Source organism: Mesorhizobium sp. FG116, from assembly GCF_057809835.1.
Map to the genome: position 1 here is coordinate 68108 of NZ_JBMDKS010000021.1, position 20640 is coordinate 88747.

21 protein-coding genes are annotated in these 20640 nt (G+C 60.1%); 9 read left to right on the top strand and 12 right to left on the bottom strand.

Features of this window, described 5'->3' with window-relative positions; genetic code table 11:
• Nucleotides 1–427: 427 nt before the first annotated feature.
• Together ACODTY_RS16665 and ACODTY_RS16670 are read left to right on the top strand one after the other, a co-directional pair.
• Complete coding sequence (locus ACODTY_RS16665; RefSeq protein ID WP_488995328.1) at nt 428–763, top strand: DUF5330 domain-containing protein; 336 nt, start codon at nt 428–430, stop codon at nt 761–763.
• A gap of 54 nt (nt 764–817) precedes the next feature.
• Nucleotides 818–1243: a SufE family protein gene (locus ACODTY_RS16670; RefSeq protein ID WP_488995329.1), complete on the top strand. Its 426-nt coding sequence runs from the start codon at nt 818–820 to the stop codon at nt 1241–1243.
• Between the two features lie 27 nt (nt 1244–1270).
• Here ACODTY_RS16670 and ACODTY_RS16675 read toward each other — a convergent pair whose 3' ends face one another.
• Nucleotides 1271–2077, bottom strand: a complete 807-nt coding sequence (locus ACODTY_RS16675; RefSeq protein WP_488995330.1) for a DUF6456 domain-containing protein — start codon at nt 2075–2077, stop codon at nt 1271–1273.
• Nucleotide 2078: 1 nt separating this feature from the next.
• Complete coding sequence (locus tag ACODTY_RS16680) at nt 2079–2498, bottom strand: helix-turn-helix domain-containing protein (RefSeq protein ID WP_488995331.1); 420 nt, start codon at nt 2496–2498, stop codon at nt 2079–2081.
• Between the two features lie 211 nt (nt 2499–2709).
• Here ACODTY_RS16680 and ACODTY_RS16685 point away from each other — a divergent pair, with 211 nt between their 5' ends.
• Entirely contained in the window at nt 2710–3036 is a 327-nt protein-coding gene (locus ACODTY_RS16685) for a cytoplasmic protein (RefSeq protein WP_488995332.1), read from the top strand.
• Nucleotides 3037–3175: 139 nt separating this feature from the next.
• On the opposite strand, the gene ACODTY_RS16690 is transcribed toward ACODTY_RS16685, so the two are convergent.
• Nucleotides 3176–3601 (bottom strand): Ros/MucR family transcriptional regulator, encoded by a 426-nt coding sequence (locus ACODTY_RS16690; protein WP_488995333.1) that lies wholly within the window; start codon nt 3599–3601, stop codon nt 3176–3178.
• 426 nt (nt 3602–4027) lie between these two features.
• Between ACODTY_RS16690 and ACODTY_RS16695 the strand changes: the two genes are divergently transcribed.
• Nucleotides 4028–6142, top strand: a complete 2115-nt coding sequence (locus tag ACODTY_RS16695) for a S9 family peptidase (protein ID WP_488995334.1) — start codon at nt 4028–4030, stop codon at nt 6140–6142.
• Between the two features lie 41 nt (nt 6143–6183).
• On the opposite strand, the gene ACODTY_RS16700 is transcribed toward ACODTY_RS16695, so the two are convergent.
• The 4 genes from ACODTY_RS16700 to ACODTY_RS16715 form a co-directional block, all read right to left on the bottom strand.
• Nucleotides 6184–7134 carry a cytochrome c gene (locus tag ACODTY_RS16700; RefSeq protein WP_488995335.1) on the bottom strand — a complete coding sequence of 317 codons (951 nt, stop codon included), beginning with the start codon at nt 7132–7134 and terminating at the stop codon, nt 6184–6186.
• A 9-nt stretch (nt 7135–7143) separates the two neighbouring features.
• The gene (locus ACODTY_RS16705) at nt 7144–7581 is read right to left on the bottom strand and encodes a c-type cytochrome (protein ID WP_488995336.1); all 438 of its coding nucleotides are present in this window, start codon (nt 7579–7581) and stop codon (nt 7144–7146) included.
• A 154-nt stretch (nt 7582–7735) separates the two neighbouring features.
• Nucleotides 7736–8338 (bottom strand): superoxide dismutase, encoded by a 603-nt coding sequence (locus tag ACODTY_RS16710; protein ID WP_488995337.1) that lies wholly within the window; start codon nt 8336–8338, stop codon nt 7736–7738.
• Between the two features lie 104 nt (nt 8339–8442).
• Nucleotides 8443–9321: a branched-chain amino acid aminotransferase gene (locus ACODTY_RS16715; protein WP_488995338.1), complete on the bottom strand. Its 879-nt coding sequence runs from the start codon at nt 9319–9321 to the stop codon at nt 8443–8445.
• Between the two features lie 162 nt (nt 9322–9483).
• Here ACODTY_RS16715 and ACODTY_RS16720 point away from each other — a divergent pair, with 162 nt between their 5' ends.
• Together ACODTY_RS16720 and ACODTY_RS16725 are read left to right on the top strand one after the other, a co-directional pair.
• Nucleotides 9484–10146 carry a haloacid dehalogenase type II gene (locus ACODTY_RS16720; protein WP_488995339.1) on the top strand — a complete coding sequence of 221 codons (663 nt, stop codon included), beginning with the start codon at nt 9484–9486 and terminating at the stop codon, nt 10144–10146.
• A 215-nt stretch (nt 10147–10361) separates the two neighbouring features.
• Nucleotides 10362–11171, top strand: a complete 810-nt coding sequence (locus ACODTY_RS16725) for a L,D-transpeptidase (protein WP_488995340.1) — start codon at nt 10362–10364, stop codon at nt 11169–11171.
• A gap of 49 nt (nt 11172–11220) precedes the next feature.
• Here the strand turns inward: ACODTY_RS16725 and ACODTY_RS16730 are convergent, their stop codons facing one another.
• A complete protein-coding gene (locus tag ACODTY_RS16730; RefSeq protein ID WP_488995341.1) occupies nt 11221–12771 on the bottom strand; it encodes a helicase HerA-like C-terminal domain-containing protein in 1551 nt (516 codons plus the stop codon).
• 205 nt (nt 12772–12976) lie between these two features.
• Between ACODTY_RS16730 and ACODTY_RS16735 the strand changes: the two genes are divergently transcribed.
• The 3 genes from ACODTY_RS16735 to ACODTY_RS16745 are packed head-to-tail and all read left to right on the top strand — an operon-like array spanning nt 12977 to nt 16761.
• Nucleotides 12977–14398, top strand: a complete 1422-nt coding sequence (locus tag ACODTY_RS16735; RefSeq protein WP_488995342.1) for a methylmalonyl-CoA mutase subunit beta — start codon at nt 12977–12979, stop codon at nt 14396–14398.
• Between the two features lie 5 nt (nt 14399–14403).
• Complete coding sequence (gene scpA / locus ACODTY_RS16740) at nt 14404–16521, top strand: methylmalonyl-CoA mutase (RefSeq protein ID WP_488995343.1); 2118 nt, start codon at nt 14404–14406, stop codon at nt 16519–16521.
• A gap of 45 nt (nt 16522–16566) precedes the next feature.
• Nucleotides 16567–16761, top strand: coding sequence for a hypothetical protein (locus tag ACODTY_RS16745; protein WP_488995344.1), 195 nt, complete (start codon nt 16567–16569; stop codon nt 16759–16761).
• Nucleotides 16762–16791: 30 nt separating this feature from the next.
• On the opposite strand, the gene greA is transcribed toward ACODTY_RS16745, so the two are convergent.
• The 4 genes from greA to ACODTY_RS16765 all read right to left on the bottom strand — a co-directional run bounded on the left by greA (nt 16792) and on the right by ACODTY_RS16765 (nt 20215).
• Nucleotides 16792–17259, bottom strand: coding sequence for a transcription elongation factor GreA (gene greA / locus ACODTY_RS16750; protein WP_488995345.1), 468 nt, complete (start codon nt 17257–17259; stop codon nt 16792–16794).
• Nucleotides 17260–17339: 80 nt separating this feature from the next.
• The gene (locus ACODTY_RS16755) at nt 17340–17969 is read right to left on the bottom strand and encodes a hypothetical protein (protein WP_488995346.1); all 630 of its coding nucleotides are present in this window, start codon (nt 17967–17969) and stop codon (nt 17340–17342) included.
• A 51-nt stretch (nt 17970–18020) separates the two neighbouring features.
• Nucleotides 18021–19028 carry an asparaginase gene (locus tag ACODTY_RS16760; protein ID WP_488995347.1) on the bottom strand — a complete coding sequence of 336 codons (1008 nt, stop codon included), beginning with the start codon at nt 19026–19028 and terminating at the stop codon, nt 18021–18023.
• Nucleotides 19029–19048: 20 nt separating this feature from the next.
• Nucleotides 19049–20215 (bottom strand): acetyl-CoA acetyltransferase, encoded by a 1167-nt coding sequence (locus ACODTY_RS16765; RefSeq protein ID WP_488995348.1) that lies wholly within the window; start codon nt 20213–20215, stop codon nt 19049–19051.
• Nucleotides 20216–20640: the final 425 nt, after the last annotated feature.

Below are 20640 nucleotides of genomic sequence, written 5' to 3' on the forward strand. Positions count from 1 at the left end.
GATTATGGTTGAGCCCGAAAGTCGCATTCAGCCTTTAAGGAATGGATAAAAGTAGCCGGCTGCCGATGAATTTCGGCCTGGATTTGGGTGCGCGCGCCGTCTTGCAGGCAGCAATTCCGTCTATGGTAAATGAACGGTTAGGAGGCGCAACATCCCTTCGGCATGCCGAAAAATTGCCCGCAATGCCAATCAAGAGGCCAAAAACCGAAACAGGAACAATGTCTTGGCCGTGCAGTTGGCGTTTGACGGGGAGAAGCGCATTTCGACCGGATGAACTCTGCGACGCAGCTTCGACGTGCTCTGTTAAAATTTGAACTAAATTGTTCTCTTGAGCACAAGCCGCCCTTGGTTCACGAGTGGGCATAGTACGCATGAAAAAGGATGCATAAGCGCGACCCGCGCGATCCGACCGTGAGAGAATGTCGACATGGGTTTCCTGATCAGACTTGCGTTTTGGTTTTCGCTTGTTCTTCTGGCCCTGCCATTCGATGTCGGCCCCGACGAGCAAGGCCGGGAGAGCGTCAATCCGATCCAGGCATTGATAGCCGCTCAGGAAGCGGTCGGCGACCTTGCCGGCATCTGCGAGCGCAAACCCGACGTCTGCGAAACCGGTGCATCGGCCGTACACACCATCTCGGAACGCGCCAAAATGACCGCCAAGATCGCCGCGACACTCATTGAGGACGCGCCGGCCGAAAAGGCCGAGCCCGCCACAACCGGCAGCATACCTCTGCCTACCAGTGCCAAAGCTGCCGGCAACTAGGGCCTACTTCTTTTTTCCGTGACGGCACTGTGCGGCAAGACTATATGCTGCGGCATGAGCATCACGATCCAAGCCATTCTCGATGACTTTTCCTTCCTTGACGAATGGGAAGAGCGCTATCGCTACGTGATCGAACTGGGCGAGGCTCTTCCGGAATTTCCTGATAGCGACCGGACGGCGGCCAACAAGGTGCAGGGATGCGTCAGCCAGGTCTGGCTTACGACCGAATATGGCGCAGGTGCAGACCCCATCATCACATTCAGGGGTGATTCCGACGCGCATATCGTGCGCGGCCTTGTCGCCATCATGCTTGCCCTGTTCTCCGGCCACAAGGCGAGCGACATCCTCAAGATCGACGCCGAAGCGACGCTCAAGGTGCTGGGGCTTGACGAACACCTGTCATCGCAGCGCGCGAACGGCCTGCGCGCGATGGTCAAGCGCATCCTTCACGACGCCGAAGCGGCAAGACAAAACGCCTGATCTGCAACCTTGCCGCTCCGGCATGACCTACTGGCCCGACAGGCTTGGGCGGTAGTCCTGCGAGCCCCAATGCAGCACTTTTCGCTGTGAACCGTTGTTCGCAGCGCGCTCTGGAAAATAGTGGCGGGCCAGCACCCCCAAGGCCGTCTTCAGCACCACCTTGGCCGAGCGCACCGGCCATCCCCGCTCCATCTCCACCTGTTCCAGCCCTTTCAGGAAACAGCAGATATCGAGCAACACCCCCGACAGTTCCGGGCCGACCTTGGAAATCGCGCCTTCGACCCTTAGCCTTGCGCTGAGCGCGGCGTCCGTCAGTTCAGCAACACCGCCGCCCGCGCGCCGCCCAGAGGCAACGCTTGCAATCCAGTTCGCGCCCATCCTCGGCATGAGCTGGCCGCGCGTATAGTCAGACCGAAGCCTCTCACCAGCGTCGAATTCGCGGGTGGACAGGAATGGCTTTCCAGCCTTGGTCTTCATCCTCACCAATTGGGCGAGCGGCGACTCGGACAGGTTTGCGAGTACGCTGCGAAATCCGCCATCGGTTTCTATCGCAACGGTGCCGATTTCCATCCCCGGGGAAGCGGCAGCCCGCTTCGCGGCGTTCAGTTGGCGCGCGAGCTCATTTCCCTGCTGCGAAAGGGAAATGCGATCTGACGACCTGAGAAGGAGCCCCCGCGCCACCATCCTGTCCAGAATTTCCTCGTCCAGAGAAATCGCGCCACGATCCGCCGCTTCGAGCAATGTCTTGCCGCCGCTTGCAGCGTGGCATGTCGATGCAGGACCTTTCGACAGGAAGCGCAGCACCCGAGCGCCAATTTGAGCAAGTTCATCCATATCATAGTCCCAACCTGGTCCGGAACGCCGCGAACGCCACGCGTTCGAACATCGAGACGACGCGATCGAAATCCGGATCGTCCCGCAGATCCTCGACTATCTGGCAGGCATGGACGACAGTGGTCCGGTCACGTCCGAACCCACGGCCGACATCGCCCATCGTCAGCCTTAGCACCACATGCGCAACATACATCGCGACCTGGCGGACCCGGGACACAGGAAGCGTCGATCGCCCAGCGCGCCGCAATTCCTTGCCCGGCAAGGAAAAGAGCGCCGAGGCCATGTCGATCAGACATTCGCAAACGTCCATGGTCACTTCGTCACGAAGCTTCGGAACCGGCTGGAAACCACTGCCGACCGGATTAGCCTCGATAGTCAGGCGCAATGGGTCTTCGGTGGGAGAGGCGGTATTGGCATGCACGGAACTTTCCTCCAAAAATAGGAATATGTTCCTTATACCGACCCTTCCCTTAGGTGTGAACAAACAAAGAACCAAGAACCATGCTCAATTACCCTAGCCCATTGATAAATATGTATTTTCAAATTTTCATTCGTAAATAATCCCGGTATTTTCTCCACTGACCTTCGAACCCTCCCAATAGTTCAGGCTCCAATTCACAGGAGACCGGACGATGGGCAGGCTTGAACACGAAGCGAATATTTTCGCGAGCCAGAAACTGGCGGATACGGCGGAAGCCGCGCAAAGAGTGGCTCTTCGCCTGCTAGGAGGCATTGACCTCTCGGCCGCTCTCGAAGCCGGGCAAGAGGAACGGACCAAGCTGATCGAGCGCGTGGAACGCTTGATCAGCCGCGAACGGATCAAGGGATTGAGGCGGCACTGGAGCTACGACCTGAACCGGCACATCGCGCTGAAGCAGGCGCTGGACAGGCTTTGCGGCGCAGCGTCCCACAAGGCGCCCGGTACAATTCGGCCCGCGCCTGTAAAACCAGCCCGCTAAAAGGTAAACGGCACCAACGGCGCCGCTCAAACATTCAGGAAAGTGAAAAGCATGCGGGACGAAGTCAATACCGCAAATGCATGCCGGCAAGGCCAGTCTGCAAGCAAACGCCGGGACACGTACCGACCGGATACCCGGCTTAGCGACCCTTGCGCTTGCGCCCGAGGCCCATCTTCTTGGCCAACTGAGACCTTGCTGCAGCATAGTGCGGCGCGACCATGGGATAGGTCGCGTCCAGGCCCCACTTTTCACGATACTGGTCGGGGCTGAGGCCATAGTGGGTCATCAGGTGGCGCTTCAACGACTTGAACTTCTTGCCGTCCTCAAGACAAACGATGTACTCGTCGTGGACCGATCGTTTCGGATTCACGGCAGGCTTTTGCTTGTCGACAGGCTGCGGCTCGGCAGTTCCGCCGACACGCCCCAGCGCGGCATGAATATCGGCAATCAGGTTCGGCAGTTCGCCGACAGGAACCGGATTGTTGCTGACATAAGCCGCCACAACATCGGCAGTAAGCTCAATCAGCATATCGCTGTTTCTGTTAGGGGCTTCTGCAATGTCCATGATCTTTGGATCCCAACGAGAGACTTGGATGGCTATGCCCTTCGCTTGTATTGAGGGCATCTTGAACGAATTGACACACCACGAATCCCACACGATTCGTCCTGCCAAATCTTAATGGGCCTACACCTGTTGCAAGTCAATTCGCCCGATGGGCTACTTTGGTTGTTATTCAGAAGTTATCGATCTTAACTTCAATTAATAATACACAACCACAACTTACGGGAACACCCATGTGCCCGCTACGGTACATGTCTTTACGAAACATTTACGTTACGAACTGAATTAATCGTTACAAATGCAGTCAAACTCTCGCGAATTCCGACTTCGGCACAAGCCTTGCCCGCCGTCTTTACTCGGCGGCCTCCGCACTTGAACCTCACGCCCGAACGTGGTCATTCGAATGGAAGCAACAACGTGACGGCACCAATGACAAAGACCGCTTTCCTCACCGCCATCCCGCCTCGCCCCGAACAGCACCCCGTTTCCGATAGTCGGCACGGGTTTTCACGTACAGACGAATTTTCATGGATGCGGGCGGACAACTGGCAAGAAGTGTTCAGGGATCCGGCCTTGCTCGACACGAAGATCCGGGCGCATCTGGAAGCCGAGAATGCCTATCAGGAAAAACTGATGGCTGACACGGCCGACCTTCAAAAGCTGCTGTTCAAGGAGATGAAGGGGCGCACCAAGGAAGACGATTCTTCGGTGCCAATGAAAGACGGACCTTATGCCTATGGCTCGTCTTTCAAGGTTGGCGGCGAGCAGCCGCGTTATTTCCGTTTGCCCCGGGAGGGTGGCGAAGAACAAATTCTGCTGGATGGCGACGCCGAGGCCGAAGGAAAGGCCTACTTCCGCTTGGGCGGCATCGATCATTCATCAGATCACAAGCGCCTGCTGTGGGCCTTTGATGATCGTGGCTCTGAGTTTTTCTCGCTGCGCGTGCGGGACCTGGCCAGCGGCGCCGACCTGCCCGACCAGATCGGCGACACCGGTGGCTCCGGTGTCTGGACCGCGAACAATGACGGCTTCTTCTACACGCGGCTCGATGCCAATCACCGCCCCTCGAAGGTCCTGTTTCACAAGATCGGCGATAACCCCGCCAACGACCGCCTTGTCTATGAAGAGGCGGACCCCGGCTTTTTCATGGATGTCGGTGGTACGCGCTCCAACGAATGGATTCTTGTCGGCATCAACGATCACGAGACGTCTGAATACCGCATATTGAAGGCCACGGATCCGCTTGCCGAACCCAGGCTGGTTTCACCGCGGGAGAGCGGCCTGCAATACGATTTGGAAGAAGGCGGCGACATCTTCTTCATCCTGACCAATGAAGGCGGCGCGAAAGATTTCAAGATCATGACCGCGCCGGCCGACAACCCGGTTCGCGCCAATTGGAAAGAACTGGTTCCTCACCAGCCCGGCAGGCTGATCCTGTCGGTCATCGGCTTCAAGAACTATCTTGTCCGCCTGGAGCGGCTGGAGGGCCTGCCGCGCATCGTCGTCCGCGACCGTGCGAGCGGTCATGAGCACACGATTTCCTTCGATGAGGAAGCGTTCTCGCTCGGCCTGTCGGGCTCCTATGAATACGACACCGAGGTCATGCGCTTTTCCTACTCATCAATGACCACGCCGGCGCAAGTGTTCGATTACAACATGAAAACGCGGGAACGCGAGCTCCTGAAAACGCAGGAAGTGCCGTCCGGGCATGACGCGTCGCACTACGTCACGCGGCGGCTGATGGCTCCCGCGCCCGATGGCGAAAGCGTTCCGGTGTCGCTGCTCTACCATCGCGATACAGTACTCGACGGATCAGCGCCCTGCCTGCTCTATGGCTATGGCTCCTACGGCATCGCCATTCCGGCATCCTTCAACACAAATTGCCTGTCGTTGGTCGATCGTGGCTTCGTCTACGCCATTGCCCATGTCCGCGGCGGCAAGGACAAGGGATATGCGTGGTACGACGAGGGCAAACGGACGAAGAAGGAAAACACCTTCAAGGACTTCATCGCGGTCGCCCAACACCTTGTTGCCGAAGGATACACCTCCCACGATCACATCGTGGCCCAGGGCGGATCGGCTGGCGGCATGCTGATGGGGGCGGTCGCCAACATGGCGCCTGACGCTTTTGGTGGCATCATCGCCGAAGTCCCCTTCGTCGATGTGCTCACCACCATGCTCGACGAAACGCTGCCGCTGACCCCGCCGGAGTGGCCCGAATGGGGCAATCCGATCACATCGGTAGAGGATTATCGGACCATTGCCGCCTACTCTCCCTACGACAATGTCGGCGCTTACAATTACCCGCCGATCCTTGCCGTTGCCGGCCTAACCGATCCGCGCGTGACCTATTGGGAGCCGGCCAAATGGGTTGCCAGGCTGCGGGAGCGCAAGAGCGGCGACAATCCGGTGCTGTTCAAGATCAACATGGAATCCGGCCACGCCGGCGCATCGGGGCGGTTTTCACGACTTGAGGAAATTGCCTTCAGCTATGCGTTTGCCCTGAAGATAACGGGTAAAAGCGACGCCACGCCGCTCGCTTGATGAAAGGCTCGCGCAGGTAAGAGCCGGCGCGAAACCACCCGTCAGTTTGTCGCCGGCTTACGTGGCGGATATCCGTTCGGATGCGCTGGTATCGCCTTGAGATAGGCGGCAATGGCAGCGCGATCTTCCGGCGTCAGTTTCGCCATGTTTTTCTGGACTTCCACCATGGCGCCGCCAACCGAATCGAAATCCGGCGTGAAGCCGGTTTCGAGGTAGTTGGCGATGTCCCCTTCGGACCATTCGCCGATCCCACCCTCTCCCGAGGTGATATTGGGAACGATGCCCTCTCCTTCAGCAGCAGACGCACCTGCCAGCCATTGGGCCTTGTCGCTGCCACCGGCAAAATTGCGGGGTGTATGGCATTCGCCGCAATGGCCAGGACCTTCGACCAGATAGCGCCCGGCAAGCACGGTTTCAGGCGTGCCTTCTGCGAAGGTCACGACCGGATCACTGCTGAGGTAGAGCCGCTTCCAAAGCCCGATGCCGCGGCGAATATTAAAGGGAAAAGCCAGCGAATGCCCATCAGCCTTGCCGCCTACCGCAGGCAAGGTCTGCATGTACGCGTAAAGATCTGCGATATCAGCCGGCTTCATGCGGGCATAGGAGGCATATGGAAAGGCCGGGTAGAGATGCTCGCCGGAAGGCGACACGCCTTTCAGCATGGCGTTGGCGAAATCCTCCCGCGACCATAAGCCGATGCCGTCCTTGCCGTCCTGCGAAATGTTTGGGGCTATGAATGTGCCGAACGGCGTCTTGAGAGCCAAGCCGCCTGTCAACTCGAGCCTTCCTGCGTCCTTGGAACCCGGCTTGGCATGGCAGGAAGCGCACCCTCCTGCATTGAAGATGCGCTCGCCCCTTGCCGCTTCACCGGGCCCTGCGGTTGCCATCACTTGCGGGTCTATGTCGGTCGGTGCCGACAGCACCCAACCGGCGCCAATCCCGACACCGGCCAGCGTCAGGATTGTACCGGCAAGCTTTTTGAGCCGCGGCATCTGCAGCGGTCAGCCCTTCTTGATCCTGTAGCTCTGGTGGCAGGTGCTGCAATTCGACCCAAGCACGCCGATCTGGGCCTTGAGGGCATCGACATCAGCCGGTGCTGCGGCGGCGGCGGCTTTCACGTCGGCCAGGTATTTGTCTTCAGTTGCCTTGAAGCCTGCCATGTCTTCCCAAATCTTCGGGCTGGCGGTGGTGTCGCCATCCGTGCTGCCGGCCGGGAAAAGCGCATCCGCGTCGAATTTCTCGGCATTCACCTGCAACGCTTTGAGAGCCGTATCCACCTTTGCCGCGTCGAAGGCCTGTTCGCCCTTCACCATCTTGGCCAATTCGCCGACGATCTTGCCGCGCTCCTTCATCGTCTGCTGGCGGTCGAGGACTGGATCGGCAGATGCGGCTGACACTGCGAAAGTAAGCATTGAGATGGCGAATATGAGCTTTCTCATTCCGTAGGCTCTCCTTGTTGAGACACAAAAGGTAACCGGCGTACAACGCGCAAGCTGGCTGAAAAATTTCAGAATTTCGCCTCACGGTTACGTGATAATCACGCTCCAAACAAAAAAAGCCCCGGTCGAACCGGGGCTTTTTTGGTCATGTCGATTAGGCTTTCGCTTTTTCATAAAGCTCGAGGACGTGATCCCAGTTGATCAGGCTGTCGACGAACGCCTCGAGATATTTCGGACGAGCGTTGCGGTAGTCGATGTAATAGGAGTGTTCCCACACATCGACGCCCAGGATCGGCGATGCGCCATGAACCAGCGGGTTCTCACCGTTCGGGGTCTTGGAGATGGCCAACTTGCCATCCTTCACCGAAAGCCAGGCCCAGCCCGACCCGAACTGGGTCGTGCCCGCGGCGATGAAATCGGCCTTGAACTTGTCATAGCCGCCGAGGTCGGAATCAACCGCCTTTTGCAGCGCGCCCGGCAGCTTGTTGCCGCCGCCGCCCTTCTTCATCCACTTCCAGAAATGGATGTGGTTGTAGTGCTGGGCAGCATTGTTGAAGAGACCGGCGTTCTTGCCGAAGGACTGCTTGACGACTTCCTCTACCGACAAATCGCCCATGCCTGCTTCGGCTGCCAGCTTGTTGCCGTTGTCGACATAAGCCTTGTGGTGCTTGTCGTGGTGATATTCGAGCGTCTCTTTGGACATGTAAGGCTGCAATGCCTCATAGTCGTAGGGCAAAGCGGGAAGTTCAAAAGCCATCGGTCTACTCCTCAATGAAAATTCAGCTTTTTCTGCTGAACTAAGATAGGTCTGGATCACTCCGGAGCAACACCGGAGCGACGCAACAACGCTCTTTTATGACCTCACGGCGCGGAAGTCGAATGCGCCCATTGCCAATAAAGCTCTCGCGCCTTTTTGGCCACAGGGCCGGGCTGGAGATGCCTTTCCTCTATACGCGTAACCGGCACCACCTTGGAATGGTTTCCGGTCGAGAAAATCTCGTCCGCCTCGAGGAAATCGCGCACCGAAAGGGTCTTTTCGGTGACTTGCAAGCCGCTGTCGGCAAGCAACCCCGCCGTGCGGGCGCGCGTGATGCCGGAAAGGAAAGTGCCATTGGCCGCCGGCGTGAAGACATGGCCCTGCTTGACCAGGAATATGTTGGACGATCCGGTCTCCGCGACGTTGCCCAACATGTCCAGAACAAGCGCATTGTCGAAGCCGCGCATCTTGGCTTCCAGGATCGCACGCCCATTGTTGGGATAAAGGCAGCCGGCCTTGGCGTTGGTCGGCATCGTCTCGATCGTCGGCCGTCGGAATGGCGAAACCGTTATCGAGAAGCCGCTCGGCGGCAACATCGGCGCTTCGTACAGGCACAGGCAGAAGCGTGTCGAAGCCGGGTCGGCCGCCACCGCCATATAGCCGCCATGCTCGGCCCAATACATTGGCCTGATGTAGACGGCCGTCTTGCCGTCGAATTTCTTGAGGCCGTCCCAGGTCAATCCGACGATTTCTTCAGGCGTCATGGTCGGCTTCAGGCCCAAGGCTATGGCCGAGGTGTTTACCCGGCGGGCATGAAGATCGAGATCGGGGGCAACGTCCTCGAACCAGCGCGCGCCGTCGAACACGCTCGAGCCAAGCCACATGGCGTGGCTGCGCGGTCCGAGAAGCGGCACATTGCCCTCGTGCCAGTCACCATCCACATAGGTCCATGTCGTTGTTTGCGCAGCGGTCGAGATTGCCATCTTCGGTATCCGTATTCCATTGATCAGCAGAATTTCATCGCCATTGGACAAGGCTTCCAAGCCGTTCGTCAATCGTCATGGCGGGGATTTGTTGGTGCCAGAGACGGAACCAGTCGGCAATACGCGCTTGCACAAGGCGATATCACGTTCCACAACAGCAACATGCCACACGCCGCCTATGTATTCGACGCCTACGGCACGCTTTTCGACGTGCACGCCGCCGTGCGCCGCCATGCCAGCGACATCGGCCCCCAAGGCCAACTGCTTTCGGAGCTGTGGCGCGCCAAGCAGCTTGAATATTCATGGGTCCGGTCGCTCATGGGCGCCTATGTGGATTTCTGGCAGTTGACCGAACAGGCGCTCGACTTTGCCTTGCGCAAGGCTCCCGGCGCCGACCCTTCCCTCAGGCAAAAGCTGCTGGATGCCTACTGGAACCTGGATTGCTATCCGGAAGTCCCCGGCGTGCTGCGAGCCTTGAAAGCGTCGGGCGCAAAGCTCGCCATCCTGTCCAACGGTTCGCCTGAAATGCTCAACGCCGCGGTCAAATCCGCAGCGCTGGATCAAATTCTCGACGACGTTTTCTCGGTCGACGAGGTCAAGCGTTTCAAGACCGATCCCAACGTCTACGACATCGTGACAACGGCTTGGCGTCTCTATCCCGCAGCGGTTTCTTTCCAATCCTCCAACCGGTGGGACGTGGCCGGCGCAACCAAAGCCGGCTTTCGCACCGTCTGGATCAACCGCGCCGATCAACCGGACGAATACCGGGATTTCTTCCCAACTCTTATCTTGCCGTCGCTCGAAGGTCTTTTGACCTACGGATAGCGCCGTTGCTTGCTGAACTGGCCTCAAATGGGCCTAGAAGCCAGTTGCCGAATTGCAACAGTGGTTCGGCCGCCACATCATTGCCTTTGTTTGTCCACCCTGAGGCCAGATTCAAGGCTACCTATCGCGCCCTGTCGGGAGGGTCGATTTCGGGAGGGAACGTGCTTTCGGGTGCGCCGTTTACTTTGTTGGATCGCGAAAATCAGGGCAACGCCATGGCAATCATCTCTTCTCCCGTTGCGCTGAGCAGGCGCAGGTTTCTTAATCTTGCCGCCATTGGCGCTGCGGCGACCGCCGTTTCCGCATGCACCACCACCAGCCAGGTGCCGCCGCCTCCGGTCGAGCAACCGGTGGAGCCGGAACTCGGCAGCTACGAGATGATGTACGGTCCCGTCATTGACGAAGGCTACGAGGTTCCGGCCGTGCCGATCCGCAAGATGGACCCGCAGTTCCTGCGCCAGATCGTTGCCGACCCGACGGGACAGAGACCCGGAACCATCGTTGTCGATACCTCGGCGCACTTCCTCTATTTGGTGCGCGAAGGCGGCCAGGCGATCCGCTACGGCGTCGGGCTTGGCCGCGCCGGTTTCGAATGGTCCGGCAGCGCCGTGGTGCAGTGGAAGCGCAAGTGGCCAACCTGGACACCGCCGGACGAAATGATCGGCCGTCAGCCGGAGTTGGAAAAATACAGCGTCCGCAATGGCGGCATGCCGCCGGGACTCACCAATCCGCTTGGTGCACGCGCGCTCTACATCTTCCAGAATGGCGAAGACACGCTTTACCGGCTGCATGGATCGCCGGAGTGGAGTTCGATCGGCAAATCCGTTTCTTCAGGCTGCGTCCGGCTGATGAACCAGGATATCATCGACCTCTATGACCGGGTCCCCAACAGAACGCCCATCCTGGTCACGGCTGGTCTCGGTGCACCGGTTGCCGCCAACTCCTACCAGTCGAGAACGCCGATTGATGCAGGCGTCCCCGAGGGCTCGGTGCTGCTCGGCCGCGTCCGCGGCATGTGGTTCTAGACAAACGTGCACGTGGGTGTCGGGGTGCGCCAGTCACCCCGACCCAAGCCTACCGACCGCGCGACAGGCTTCCCAGGATACCGCGAACAATCGCGCGGCCAACCGACGACCCGACCGAGCGGACCACCGACTTGATTGCCGCCTCGGCCACAGTCTGGCGATTCGACGCTCGTGGCGGCGGCGCCCGGCGTGTCGTGCCGCGCTCGGCCGAGGTGTTGTTGTCGCTGCCGCCAAAGTCCGGCAGGGTCCAGCGAGAGCCGCCCGACTGCGTCGATTGCTCTTGGGCCGCCTGCGCGTCCTTTGCCTTCTTTTGCAGGATCTCGAAGGCCGATTCGCGATCAACCGCCTCGTCATACTGACCGGCGACCGGGCTTTCGGCGATAAGCTTGCGCCTTTCATCCGGCGTGATCGGACCAAGGCGCGATGCCGGTGGGCGGATCAGTGTCCGCTGCACCATCGAGGGCACGCCCTTTGCCTCGAGCGTCGAGACAAGCGCTTCGCCCGTGCCCAGTTGAGTGATTGTCGTGGCGCAGTCGAAATCGGGATTGGGCCGGAAAGTATCTGCGGCAGTCCTGACCGCCTTCTGTTCGCGCGGCGTATAGGCACGCAGTGCGTGTTGAACGCGGTTGCCAAGCTGCGCCAGTACGGTTTCGGGCACATCCAGCGGGTTTTGCGTAACAAAATAGACGCCGACGCCTTTCGAGCGGATAAGGCGAACGACCTGCTCGACGCGGTCGACCAGCGCTTTCGGCGCATCGTCGAACAACAGGTGCGCCTCATCGAAGAAGAAGACCAACTTCGGCTTGTCCGGGTCGCCCACCTCGGGCAACACCTCGAACAGCTCCGACATCAGCCAAAGCAGGAACGTCGCGTAGAGCCTGGGGTTCATCATCAGCTTGTCGGCGGCCAGCACGTTGATCGCGCCACGACCGTCGCGCGTGGTGCGCATGATGTCTGCTATGCGCAAAGCCGGCTCGCCGAAGAAGTTCTTGCCGCCCTGTTCTTCCAATATCAGCAGCGAGCGCTGGATCGCTCCCACCGAAGGCTTGGTGACATTGCCGTAGCGCGCGCCGATTTCTTCGGCACGCTCGGCAAGATTGGCAAGCAATGCCTGCAAATCCTTCATGTCGAGCAGAAGCAGGCCCTCTTCGTCGGCGATACGAAAGGCGATGTTCATCACGCCTTCCTGCGCCTCGGTGAGGTTCATCAGGCGCGACAAAAGCAGCGGCCCCATTTCCGAAACGGTAGCGCGGATCGGGTGACCCTGCTCGCCGAACAAGTCCCAGAAGATCACCGGGAATTCCTGGAACTCATAAGGCTCCAGCTTGATCTGCTCGGCACGCTTGAGCAGAAAATCCTTGGCTTCGCCCATCATTGCGATGCCCGATAAGTCGCCCTTGATATCGGCGCAAAACACCGGCACGCCGGCATTGGAAAAGCCTTCGGCCATGATCTGCAGGGTCACCGTCTTACCGGTGCCTGTTGCGCCGGTCACCAGCCCATGCCGGTTGCCATATTGCAGCAGCAGGTTCTCGGGCCTCTGGTAGCTGTCATCCGGCTTGCGGCTGGCTCCCAGGAAGATGCTTTCGTTGTCGGCCATTATGCAAATCTCCGCAAACCCGATGTGTCCAACTTCGCGAACCACGCCATTTGTGCAGGTATAGTGAGCCATTGGCGAAAATCAAAGACGCAACTTTGGCGGCCTCAGACATCTGTTGCATTGCGGTATGGGTACAGGAACCTTAGAGTGAGTTGATCCAGGCTGATGCGGCCGGCAATCAAGTACAGCGGAGGGCGCCGGAGCCTTGAGCGAGACAACACAAAATAATGATGGGCAGGAGAAGCGTTGGCGGGCACTCGCCGAAAAGGCGCTTGCCGGGGCTTCGTTCGAGGAAACGCTGGTTTCCCACACCGATGACAGCCTGCGCATCGAACCGCTCTACGCACGCCGTGAAGATACCCAAGCCAGTGTTCGCGCCCGCCCGTCCCGGCCGTGGACGATTTGCCAGCGCGTGGACGACCCCGACATCGAACGGGCCAAGGCGCAAATTGCCGAGGACATCGCCCAAGGTGCGACCGGGCTGGCGCTGGTGTTCGAAGGCGCGCCAAACGCCTTCGGCTATGGCTTGCCGAGCAGCGTCGAAACCCTTGAACGCCTGCTCGAAGGCGTGTCGCTCAACGATGTCCAGGTGCGCATCGACGTTCATCCGGCCAGCCGCGCGATGGCTGACTGGCTCGTTGCCCTCGTCTCGCGCACCAAGGTGGACCCCGCCAAGCTGAACCTGTCGTTTGGCGTCGATCCGGCCGCAACCTTTGCCGGAACCGGCCGGCTGCGCATGTCGCTTGAGGCGCTGAAAGCCTCGATGCCGCAATCGCTGGCGCATTTCTTCGCAATGGATGTGCCAGGCGTCCTGCTCGAAGCAGACGGCAGGGTCGTGCACAATGCCGGAGCGACGGAGGCGCAGGAACTCGGCGTCATGCTGGCGTCCGCCGTTTCACATCTGAAACTCTTTGAGGAAGCCCGGCAAGCGCTCGTCTACGCCGCGCCACATATCGGCTTCGCGCTTAGCGTGGACCAGAACCAGTTCGTCTCGATGGCCAAGATCAGGGCCTTGCGACGGCTGTGGGCGCGCATCCAGGAGGCCTGCGCCATTCCGTCGTCGCCCACCGTCGTGCACGCCGAAACGTCCATGCGGATGATCAGCCGGCTGGATAGCGAGACCAACATCCTGCGCAACACAATCGCCTGCTTCGCAGCCGCTGCGGGAGGTGCCGACACAATCTCGGTCCTGCCGCACACCATTGCCCACGGTTTGCCGGAAGGCTTTGCCCGTCGCATCGCGCGAAACACTCAACTGGTCATGATGCGCGAAAGCCATATCGATCACGTCAACGACCCGGCAAGAGGATCGGGCGGGGTAGAGGCGCTGACCGAAAATCTTTGCGAGGCCGCATGGGCCGAATTCCAGCGCATTGAGGCCGAAGGCGGCGTGCTCGCCAGCCTGAAGGCTGGCCACATCCAGGCTCGCGTGAAGGCGTCCGCCGTCGAGCGGGCGGCAGCATACAAAACCGGCAGCCGCAAGATTGTCGGCACAACGCTCTATCCGGCCAAGGCGGAGCGGCCCGTGCAAACGCTTGCTGCGGAGAAACGGCCCGGCCCCACCGACGGCGTCGTTTTCTGCGATCCGCTCGTCCCAGTTCGTATCGATCAAGAGATCGAGGCATAATCAGCATGATCCCCGATTTCAGCAGTATTGCGTGGGCGCCGGCGCATCGCCGTACAATCAAGGTGGATGGCAAGTGGGTCACGCCTGAGGGCATCGCGCTCAAGCGCCTCTACAGCGAGGACGACCTTGCCGGTCTCGACAATCTCGATACCTATCCCGGCCTCGACCCTTACCTGCGCGGCCCCTACCCCACCATGTACGTCCAGAAGCCTTGGACGATCCGCCAGTATGCCGGATTCTCGACGGCCGAAGAATCGAACGCCTTCTACCGGCGCAATCTCGCCGCTGGACAAAAAGGCCTCTCCATCGCCTTCGACCTCGCCACCCATCGCGGCTACGACAGCGACCATCCGCGCGTTGCCGGCGACGTCGGCATGGCAGGCGTCGCCATCGATTCCATTCTCGACATGCGCCAGCTTTTCGACGGCATCCCGCTTGATCAGATGACCGTGTCGATGACCATGAACGGTGCGGTCCTACCGATCCTTGCGCTTTTTATCGTAGCGGCCGAAGAGCAGGGCGTTGCCCAGAAAGACCTTGCCGGCACCATCCAGAACGACATCCTCAAGGAGTTCATGGTCCGCAACACCTACATCTATCCGCCCAAACCCTCGATGCGGATCGTGTCGGATATCTTCTCGTACACCTCGCGGCACATGCCGAAGTTCAACTCGATCTCGATCTCCGGCTACCACATGCAGGAAGCCGGCGCCTCGGCCGACCTTGAGCTTGCCTACACCATCGCCGACGGCATCGAATATGCGCGCGCCGGCGTTGCGGCAGGTCTCGACATCGACAAATTCGCGCCGCGCCTGTCATTCTTCTGGGCCATCGGCATGAATTTCTTCATGGAAGTGGCCAAGATGCGGGCCGCCCGGCTGATCTGGTCGGAGCTGATGCAGAAGAACTTTGCGCCGAAGGACGCGCGTTCGCTTTCCTTGCGCACGCACTGCCAGACATCGGGATGGTCGCTGACGGCGCAGGACCCCTACAACAACATCATCCGCACGATGATCGAGGCGATGGCGGCGACGCAGGGCCACACGCAATCACTGCATACCAATTCCTTCGATGAGGCGCTGGCGCTTCCCACCGACCACTCGGCGCGCATTGCCCGCAACACCCAAATCATCCTGCAAAAGGAATCCGGCACCACCGCCATCATCGACCCTTGGGGCGGTTCGGCCTATGTCGAGCGCCTGACCCGCGATCTGGCAGCACTTGCCATGAAGCATATCGAGGAAGTCGAGAAACTCGGCGGCATGGCCGCAGCGGTTGAAAAAGGCATTCCGAAACTGCGCATCGAGGAATCCGCCGCACGCACACAGGCGCGCATCGATTCCGGCGAGCAGATGCTGGTCGGCGTCAACGCCTTCCGGCCCAACAAGGACATCGAAGTCGACGTGCTGAAGATCGACAATGCCGAGGTTCGCGCCCGGCAATTGTCCAAACTCCAGCAATTGAAGGGCACGCGCGACGTCGGCGCGGTCGAGAGCGCCCTTGACGCCCTCACCAAAGCGGCAGCCGGCCGGCAAAACCTGCTCGAGTTCGCCATCAAGGCCGCGCGCGCCAAGGCAACAGTCGGCGAAATCTCATTGGCGATCGAAAAAGCCTTCGGCCGCCACGTCGCCACGGTGCAGATGATTTCCGGCGTCTACCGCAAGGAACTGGGCAGCACACCAGCCGTCGAACGGCTACAGGACAAGATTGCCGTTTTCGAGCGGAAATTCGGCTGCAAGCCGCGAATCCTCGTCGCCAAGATGGGCCAGGATGGCCACGACCGCGGCCAGAAGGTGATCGGCACCGCCTTCGCCGATCTCGGCTTCGATGTGACCATCGGGTCCATGTTCCAGACACCGGAGGAAATCGCCAAGCTCGCCATCGACAACGACGTGCACATCATCGGCGCTTCGTCGCTCGCCGCCGGGCATCTCACCCTGATCCCTGAATTGAAGGCAACGCTCAAGAAATCAGGCCGCGAAGACATCATGATCGTGGCCGGCGGCGTCATCCCACCGCAGGATTTCGAGGCCGTGCGCGCCGCCGGTGCCGCCGACATCTTCCCGCCGGGGACGGTCATTCCGGAAGCCGCAGGCCGCCTCATGGACCGGCTTCTTGGCTGATATCGCCGCACGTGTTTGTTGCGGCTTTCTACGCGGAGTTGCGCCATGCCAAAGCTCGACGAAGATGACACGAGAAAGCTGAAAGCTGCGCGAAAAGTCATGAGCCAATATGACGTGGCTTTGTCCGTACTTGGTAGAGGCGATGCGTCCCCCTACATGACCGACGAATTCCGCGAGCAACTGGAAGAGGCACGGACGCGCCTGGAGCGTTACAAGGTTTCAAATCGCAAGAAGCGATAATTCCTCTGCCTTATTGCAAAGCGAGCAGCATTACCCAAACCCGACGATTTCCCATTCCTTGCCGTTGACGGTCGCGACGTCGCCCACCTTCTTGCCGAAAAGAGCGCGCGCCATCGGCGAGACGTGCGAAATGGAGCCGTTCGCCGGATCGGCTTCGTCCTCGCCCACGATCTTCCAATTCACCGAGCCGCCGTCCTCGCCCTCCAGCGAAACTGTCATGCCGAAACGAACGACATCGCTATCCGGTTCGGGCGTCGACAATTCGGCGCTTTCGCGTCGCGCGGTCCAGTAGCGCAGGTCGCGCGAGACAAGCGCCATGCGCTCGCGGTTGGCCTCGGTTTCGGCCTTGGCCAGTTCCTCGCGCAAGCGGAGCAGCTCGGCCTCGATCAACGCCAGGCCTTTTTCCGTGACGAGATTACGGTGCTGGCTAACCGGCCGCTCGCCGATGCCCGCAATGGCATTCTCGCTGTCTTCTTCGCGCGTGAAAGCTCTGCTCATCAGTGCAACTTAGGCATCGCAACGCCGCCGCACAAGCCGCGCAAGACGCTGAGTGGTGAGCACACAATCCGAAACCGGCATCAGCTCAAGTTGGTCTTTAGGAAGAACACGAGGATGGTCAGTATCTGAACAAGGAACGAGCCCACCATCACCATGTTGATCTTCCAGGCGGTGAGCTTCTCGATACGGGCCGAGACCACGTTTACGCTCTCCTGCGTTTTCGTCAGCGCACGCCCGGCATCGGCAATCATGTTGCTCTCGATAATCTGCAATTCGTCGACAGCGGCCTTGTCGCCATAGTCCGACTGCAGCAGTTCCTCATGGCGGCGCATGCGCTCTTGCCAATTGTCCGGATAAAGGATGGCAACGATGCGCCGCATCGATCCTTGCGCATTCAGCCGGAACAGCCGGTCCATCGTATATCTGAGGTTGGGATCGCTGGCTTGTCCGGCCAGCAGCAGCAAAAGCGACCCGCGATCCAGTTCATAGCGCTGGACATCGCGCGAGAACATATCGAGCTGCCGCGATGTCTCAACTTGCCTGTCGCGGTCCTGCGTCAGCTGCGCAATCTCCCTGTCGAGCGAACGCGACATCAGGAAGGAGCCGACTGCGGTCAGGATCGCCGGCGATACGATAAGCAGCGCGATGAATGTCTTGCGGTTCCAGACGAAGCGCCCGAACAGACCGGCAAGCGAATTGACCGAAACCATTCCCCCTCCGATCTGCCAACCCCCGTCGATCAGATATCAGCGCATCTCCCCTCAGGAAGAAAGTGCTTCAGCCGGCCGCATCATCCCCACTTTAGCGCCAATGCGGCTTTCGATATCCGGTCTTGCCAGTTTGTCGAGCGCAGCCGACAGTTCCGCATCCTTACGCAGAAGTTTCGCCAGCATCGAAGCGATCATCACTTCCGCTGCCCTGCCTGCCCCGTCGTCACACTTCAACGCGATGCCGAACCCCAATTCGGGCAGGGCCGCGCAATAGACGCCCTCTGCTCCCACCTTGACGAAGATGCGGCCCGGCGCCGCCTGCATCAGCTTCATATCGGCGCGATCGGTTCCGGAAACGAGAAACGGTTCAGCCATACAGGCCGAAAGCAGCCTCTGCGCCGCCTTGGCGCGAACCGGTCCCAACCCCTTGCCCGACACCATCTTCGCAAAGCCCAAGGCAAAATTCCGCAACGGCACCGCATAGGTCGGGATGGAGCAACCGTCGGTGCCGCGATGGGCGGCATCGTGGGCAGCACCGGTGACAGCCTCCATCGCCTCGCGGATCATCTCCTGCATGGCATGGCCAGCCTTGACGTAGCCGTGGTGATCGATCCCACCGTGGCAACACGTGCAGACGAAGCCGGCATGCTTGCCCGAACAGTTGTTGTGCAGGGCATTTGGCGTACCGCCCGCGCGGGCCATGGCCACCGTCGCCTCGTGATCCAGCGGCCAATGCGTGCCGCATTCCAGGGCGGTCTCGTCAAGACCAGCCTTTGCGAGCATCGCCCGCGCCAGTTCCGCATGCGCAGGTTCGCCCGAATGCGAGGCGCAGGCCAAGGCCAGTTCCTTGTCACCGAAGCCATAGGCATCCGCCGCACCGCTCTCAATGAGCGGCAGCGCCTGAATTGCCTTCACCGCAGAGCGCGGGAATACCGGCATTGCCGTATCGCCGATTTCCCAGACCACCTTGCCGTCTGCATCGAACACGGCAACCGCGCCGCGGTGCGCGCTTTCCACAACCGCGCCTCGCAGCACGTCAACCAGAACCGGATTGGTCATTTTGTCAGTCCCTCGCAGCCTTACCTGATCCGGTCGAGGATCGACACGTAGTTGGCAACCGCTGCGCCGCCCATGTTGAATATCCCGCCAAGCTTGGCGTTCGGCACCTGTATGCCGCCGGCCTCGCCGGTCAATTGCATGGCGCTCAGCACATGCATGGAAACGCCGGTCGCGCCGATCGGATGCCCTTTCGACTTCAGCCCGCCCGAAGGGTTGACCGGCAGGCGCCCATCCTTGACCGTCTCGCCGCTCAGCGCCACCTTGGCGCCCTCGCCGCGCTTGGCCAGCCCCATCGCCTCATACTCGATCAGTTCGGCAATGGTGAAACAGTCATGCGTCTCGACAAACGACAGGTCGTCGAGCGTCACGCCCGCCGTCTTCAGCGCGCGACCCCAGGCCTCCTCGCATCCTTCAAACAACAGGATGTCGCGCTTCGACATCGGCAGGAAATCCTGCACATGCTCGTTGGCGCGGAAGGCAACCGCCCGGCGCATCTTCAATGCCGTCGTCGAATCCGTCAGCACAAGAGCGGCAGCACCGTCCGAAACAAGCGAGCAGTCGGTGCGCTTCAGCGGGCCCGCCACAAACGGGTTCTTTTCGCTTTCATGGCGGCAGAACTCGTAGCCGAAATCCTTGCGCAACTGCGCGTAGGGATTGTCGACGCCGTTCTTGTGGTTCTTGGCGGCAATCATCGCCAAGGCATCGGACTGATCGCCGTGGCGCTGGAAATAGGCATGCGCGATCTTGCCGAACACGCCCGCAAAACCGGCAGGTGTGTCGCCGTCTTCCGGCAGATAGGAGGCGCGCAGCAAGTTCTTGCCGATCTCTGGGCCGGGCGTCGTCGTCATCTGCTCGGCACCGACCACCAGCACGACGCGCGCGGCGTTTGCATCGATGGCGCGGATGCCTTGCCGCACCGCCGCCGATCCCGTTGCGCACGCATTTTCGACGCGCGTCGCCGGCTTGAAGCGCAGCCGGTCATCGGCCTGCAATACGAGGCTGGCGGTGAAATCCTGTGCGGAAAATCCTGCGTTGAAGTGGCCGAGCACGATTTCGTCCACGTCATCGGGGCCGATGCCGGCGTGGTCCAGGGCCTCCGCGGCAACCTTGGTGATGAGGCTTTCCAGCGTCTCGCCTTCCAGCTTGCCGAAACGCGAATGCGCCCAGCCAACGATACATGCAGTCATGGGTAATCTCCTTTCCGCGCGGCCGTCAGGACCTGTCGGTCGGGTTGAAGCCAGCTTGTGGTCATCTACTCCCATACGCGCGAAAAAGGCGATGGAAATATACATTTTTCGCCGAGTACCGTGCCAGACGCAGGTCAAGGTCGTGTTTTCTCGTTACCACGCCCCTTTTCGCGTCTAGGGCCTTCTGCATCGCTTTTGTGCTGCCGGACGTCAAGGAATGGATCCCGGACAGCATCGCCTCACTTCGCTCGGCTTGCTTCCGGGATGACGGAGGTTTTTTTGCGCTTCGTCATCCTCTGGCAAGCCTGAACTCAGCGAAAGGCGCGACCCGGGGATCCATGCCGTGAGAGTCAGCTTGTATGGGACGGACCAGAATGAGGAGTCCTCTTCTGCACCCTCTACACACTGCCGCGATGTCACGGCAT

Excerpts from the sequence above, each read along its gene's own strand:
- ACODTY_RS16665 (WP_488995328.1), top strand. The coding sequence starts at position 428 with ATGGGTTTCCTGATCAGACTTGCGTTTTGGTTTTCGCTTGTTCTTCTG.
- ACODTY_RS16670 (WP_488995329.1), top strand. The coding sequence starts at position 818 with ATGAGCATCACGATCCAAGCCATTCTCGATGACTTTTCCTTCCTTGAC.
- ACODTY_RS16675 (WP_488995330.1), bottom strand. The coding sequence starts at position 2,077 with ATGGATGAACTTGCTCAAATTGGCGCTCGGGTGCTGCGCTTCCTGTCG.
- ACODTY_RS16685 (WP_488995332.1), top strand. The coding sequence starts at position 2,710 with ATGGGCAGGCTTGAACACGAAGCGAATATTTTCGCGAGCCAGAAACTG.
- ACODTY_RS16690 (WP_488995333.1), bottom strand. The coding sequence starts at position 3,601 with ATGGACATTGCAGAAGCCCCTAACAGAAACAGCGATATGCTGATTGAG.
- ACODTY_RS16695 (WP_488995334.1), top strand. The coding sequence starts at position 4,028 with ATGACAAAGACCGCTTTCCTCACCGCCATCCCGCCTCGCCCCGAACAG.
- ACODTY_RS16700 (WP_488995335.1), bottom strand. The coding sequence starts at position 7,134 with ATGCCGCGGCTCAAAAAGCTTGCCGGTACAATCCTGACGCTGGCCGGT.
- ACODTY_RS16705 (WP_488995336.1), bottom strand. The coding sequence starts at position 7,581 with ATGAGAAAGCTCATATTCGCCATCTCAATGCTTACTTTCGCAGTGTCA.
- ACODTY_RS16710 (WP_488995337.1), bottom strand. The coding sequence starts at position 8,338 with ATGGCTTTTGAACTTCCCGCTTTGCCCTACGACTATGAGGCATTGCAG.
- ACODTY_RS16715 (WP_488995338.1), bottom strand. The coding sequence starts at position 9,321 with ATGGCAATCTCGACCGCTGCGCAAACAACGACATGGACCTATGTGGAT.
- ACODTY_RS16720 (WP_488995339.1), top strand. The coding sequence starts at position 9,484 with ATGCCACACGCCGCCTATGTATTCGACGCCTACGGCACGCTTTTCGAC.
- ACODTY_RS16725 (WP_488995340.1), top strand. The coding sequence starts at position 10,362 with ATGGCAATCATCTCTTCTCCCGTTGCGCTGAGCAGGCGCAGGTTTCTT.
- ACODTY_RS16730 (WP_488995341.1), bottom strand. The coding sequence starts at position 12,771 with ATGGCCGACAACGAAAGCATCTTCCTGGGAGCCAGCCGCAAGCCGGAT.
- scpA (WP_488995343.1), top strand. The coding sequence starts at position 14,404 with ATGATCCCCGATTTCAGCAGTATTGCGTGGGCGCCGGCGCATCGCCGT.
- ACODTY_RS16745 (WP_488995344.1), top strand. The coding sequence starts at position 16,567 with ATGCCAAAGCTCGACGAAGATGACACGAGAAAGCTGAAAGCTGCGCGA.
- greA (WP_488995345.1), bottom strand. The coding sequence starts at position 17,259 with ATGAGCAGAGCTTTCACGCGCGAAGAAGACAGCGAGAATGCCATTGCG.
- ACODTY_RS16755 (WP_488995346.1), bottom strand. The coding sequence starts at position 17,969 with ATGGTTTCGGTCAATTCGCTTGCCGGTCTGTTCGGGCGCTTCGTCTGG.
- ACODTY_RS16760 (WP_488995347.1), bottom strand. The coding sequence starts at position 19,028 with ATGACCAATCCGGTTCTGGTTGACGTGCTGCGAGGCGCGGTTGTGGAA.
- ACODTY_RS16765 (WP_488995348.1), bottom strand. The coding sequence starts at position 20,215 with ATGACTGCATGTATCGTTGGCTGGGCGCATTCGCGTTTCGGCAAGCTG.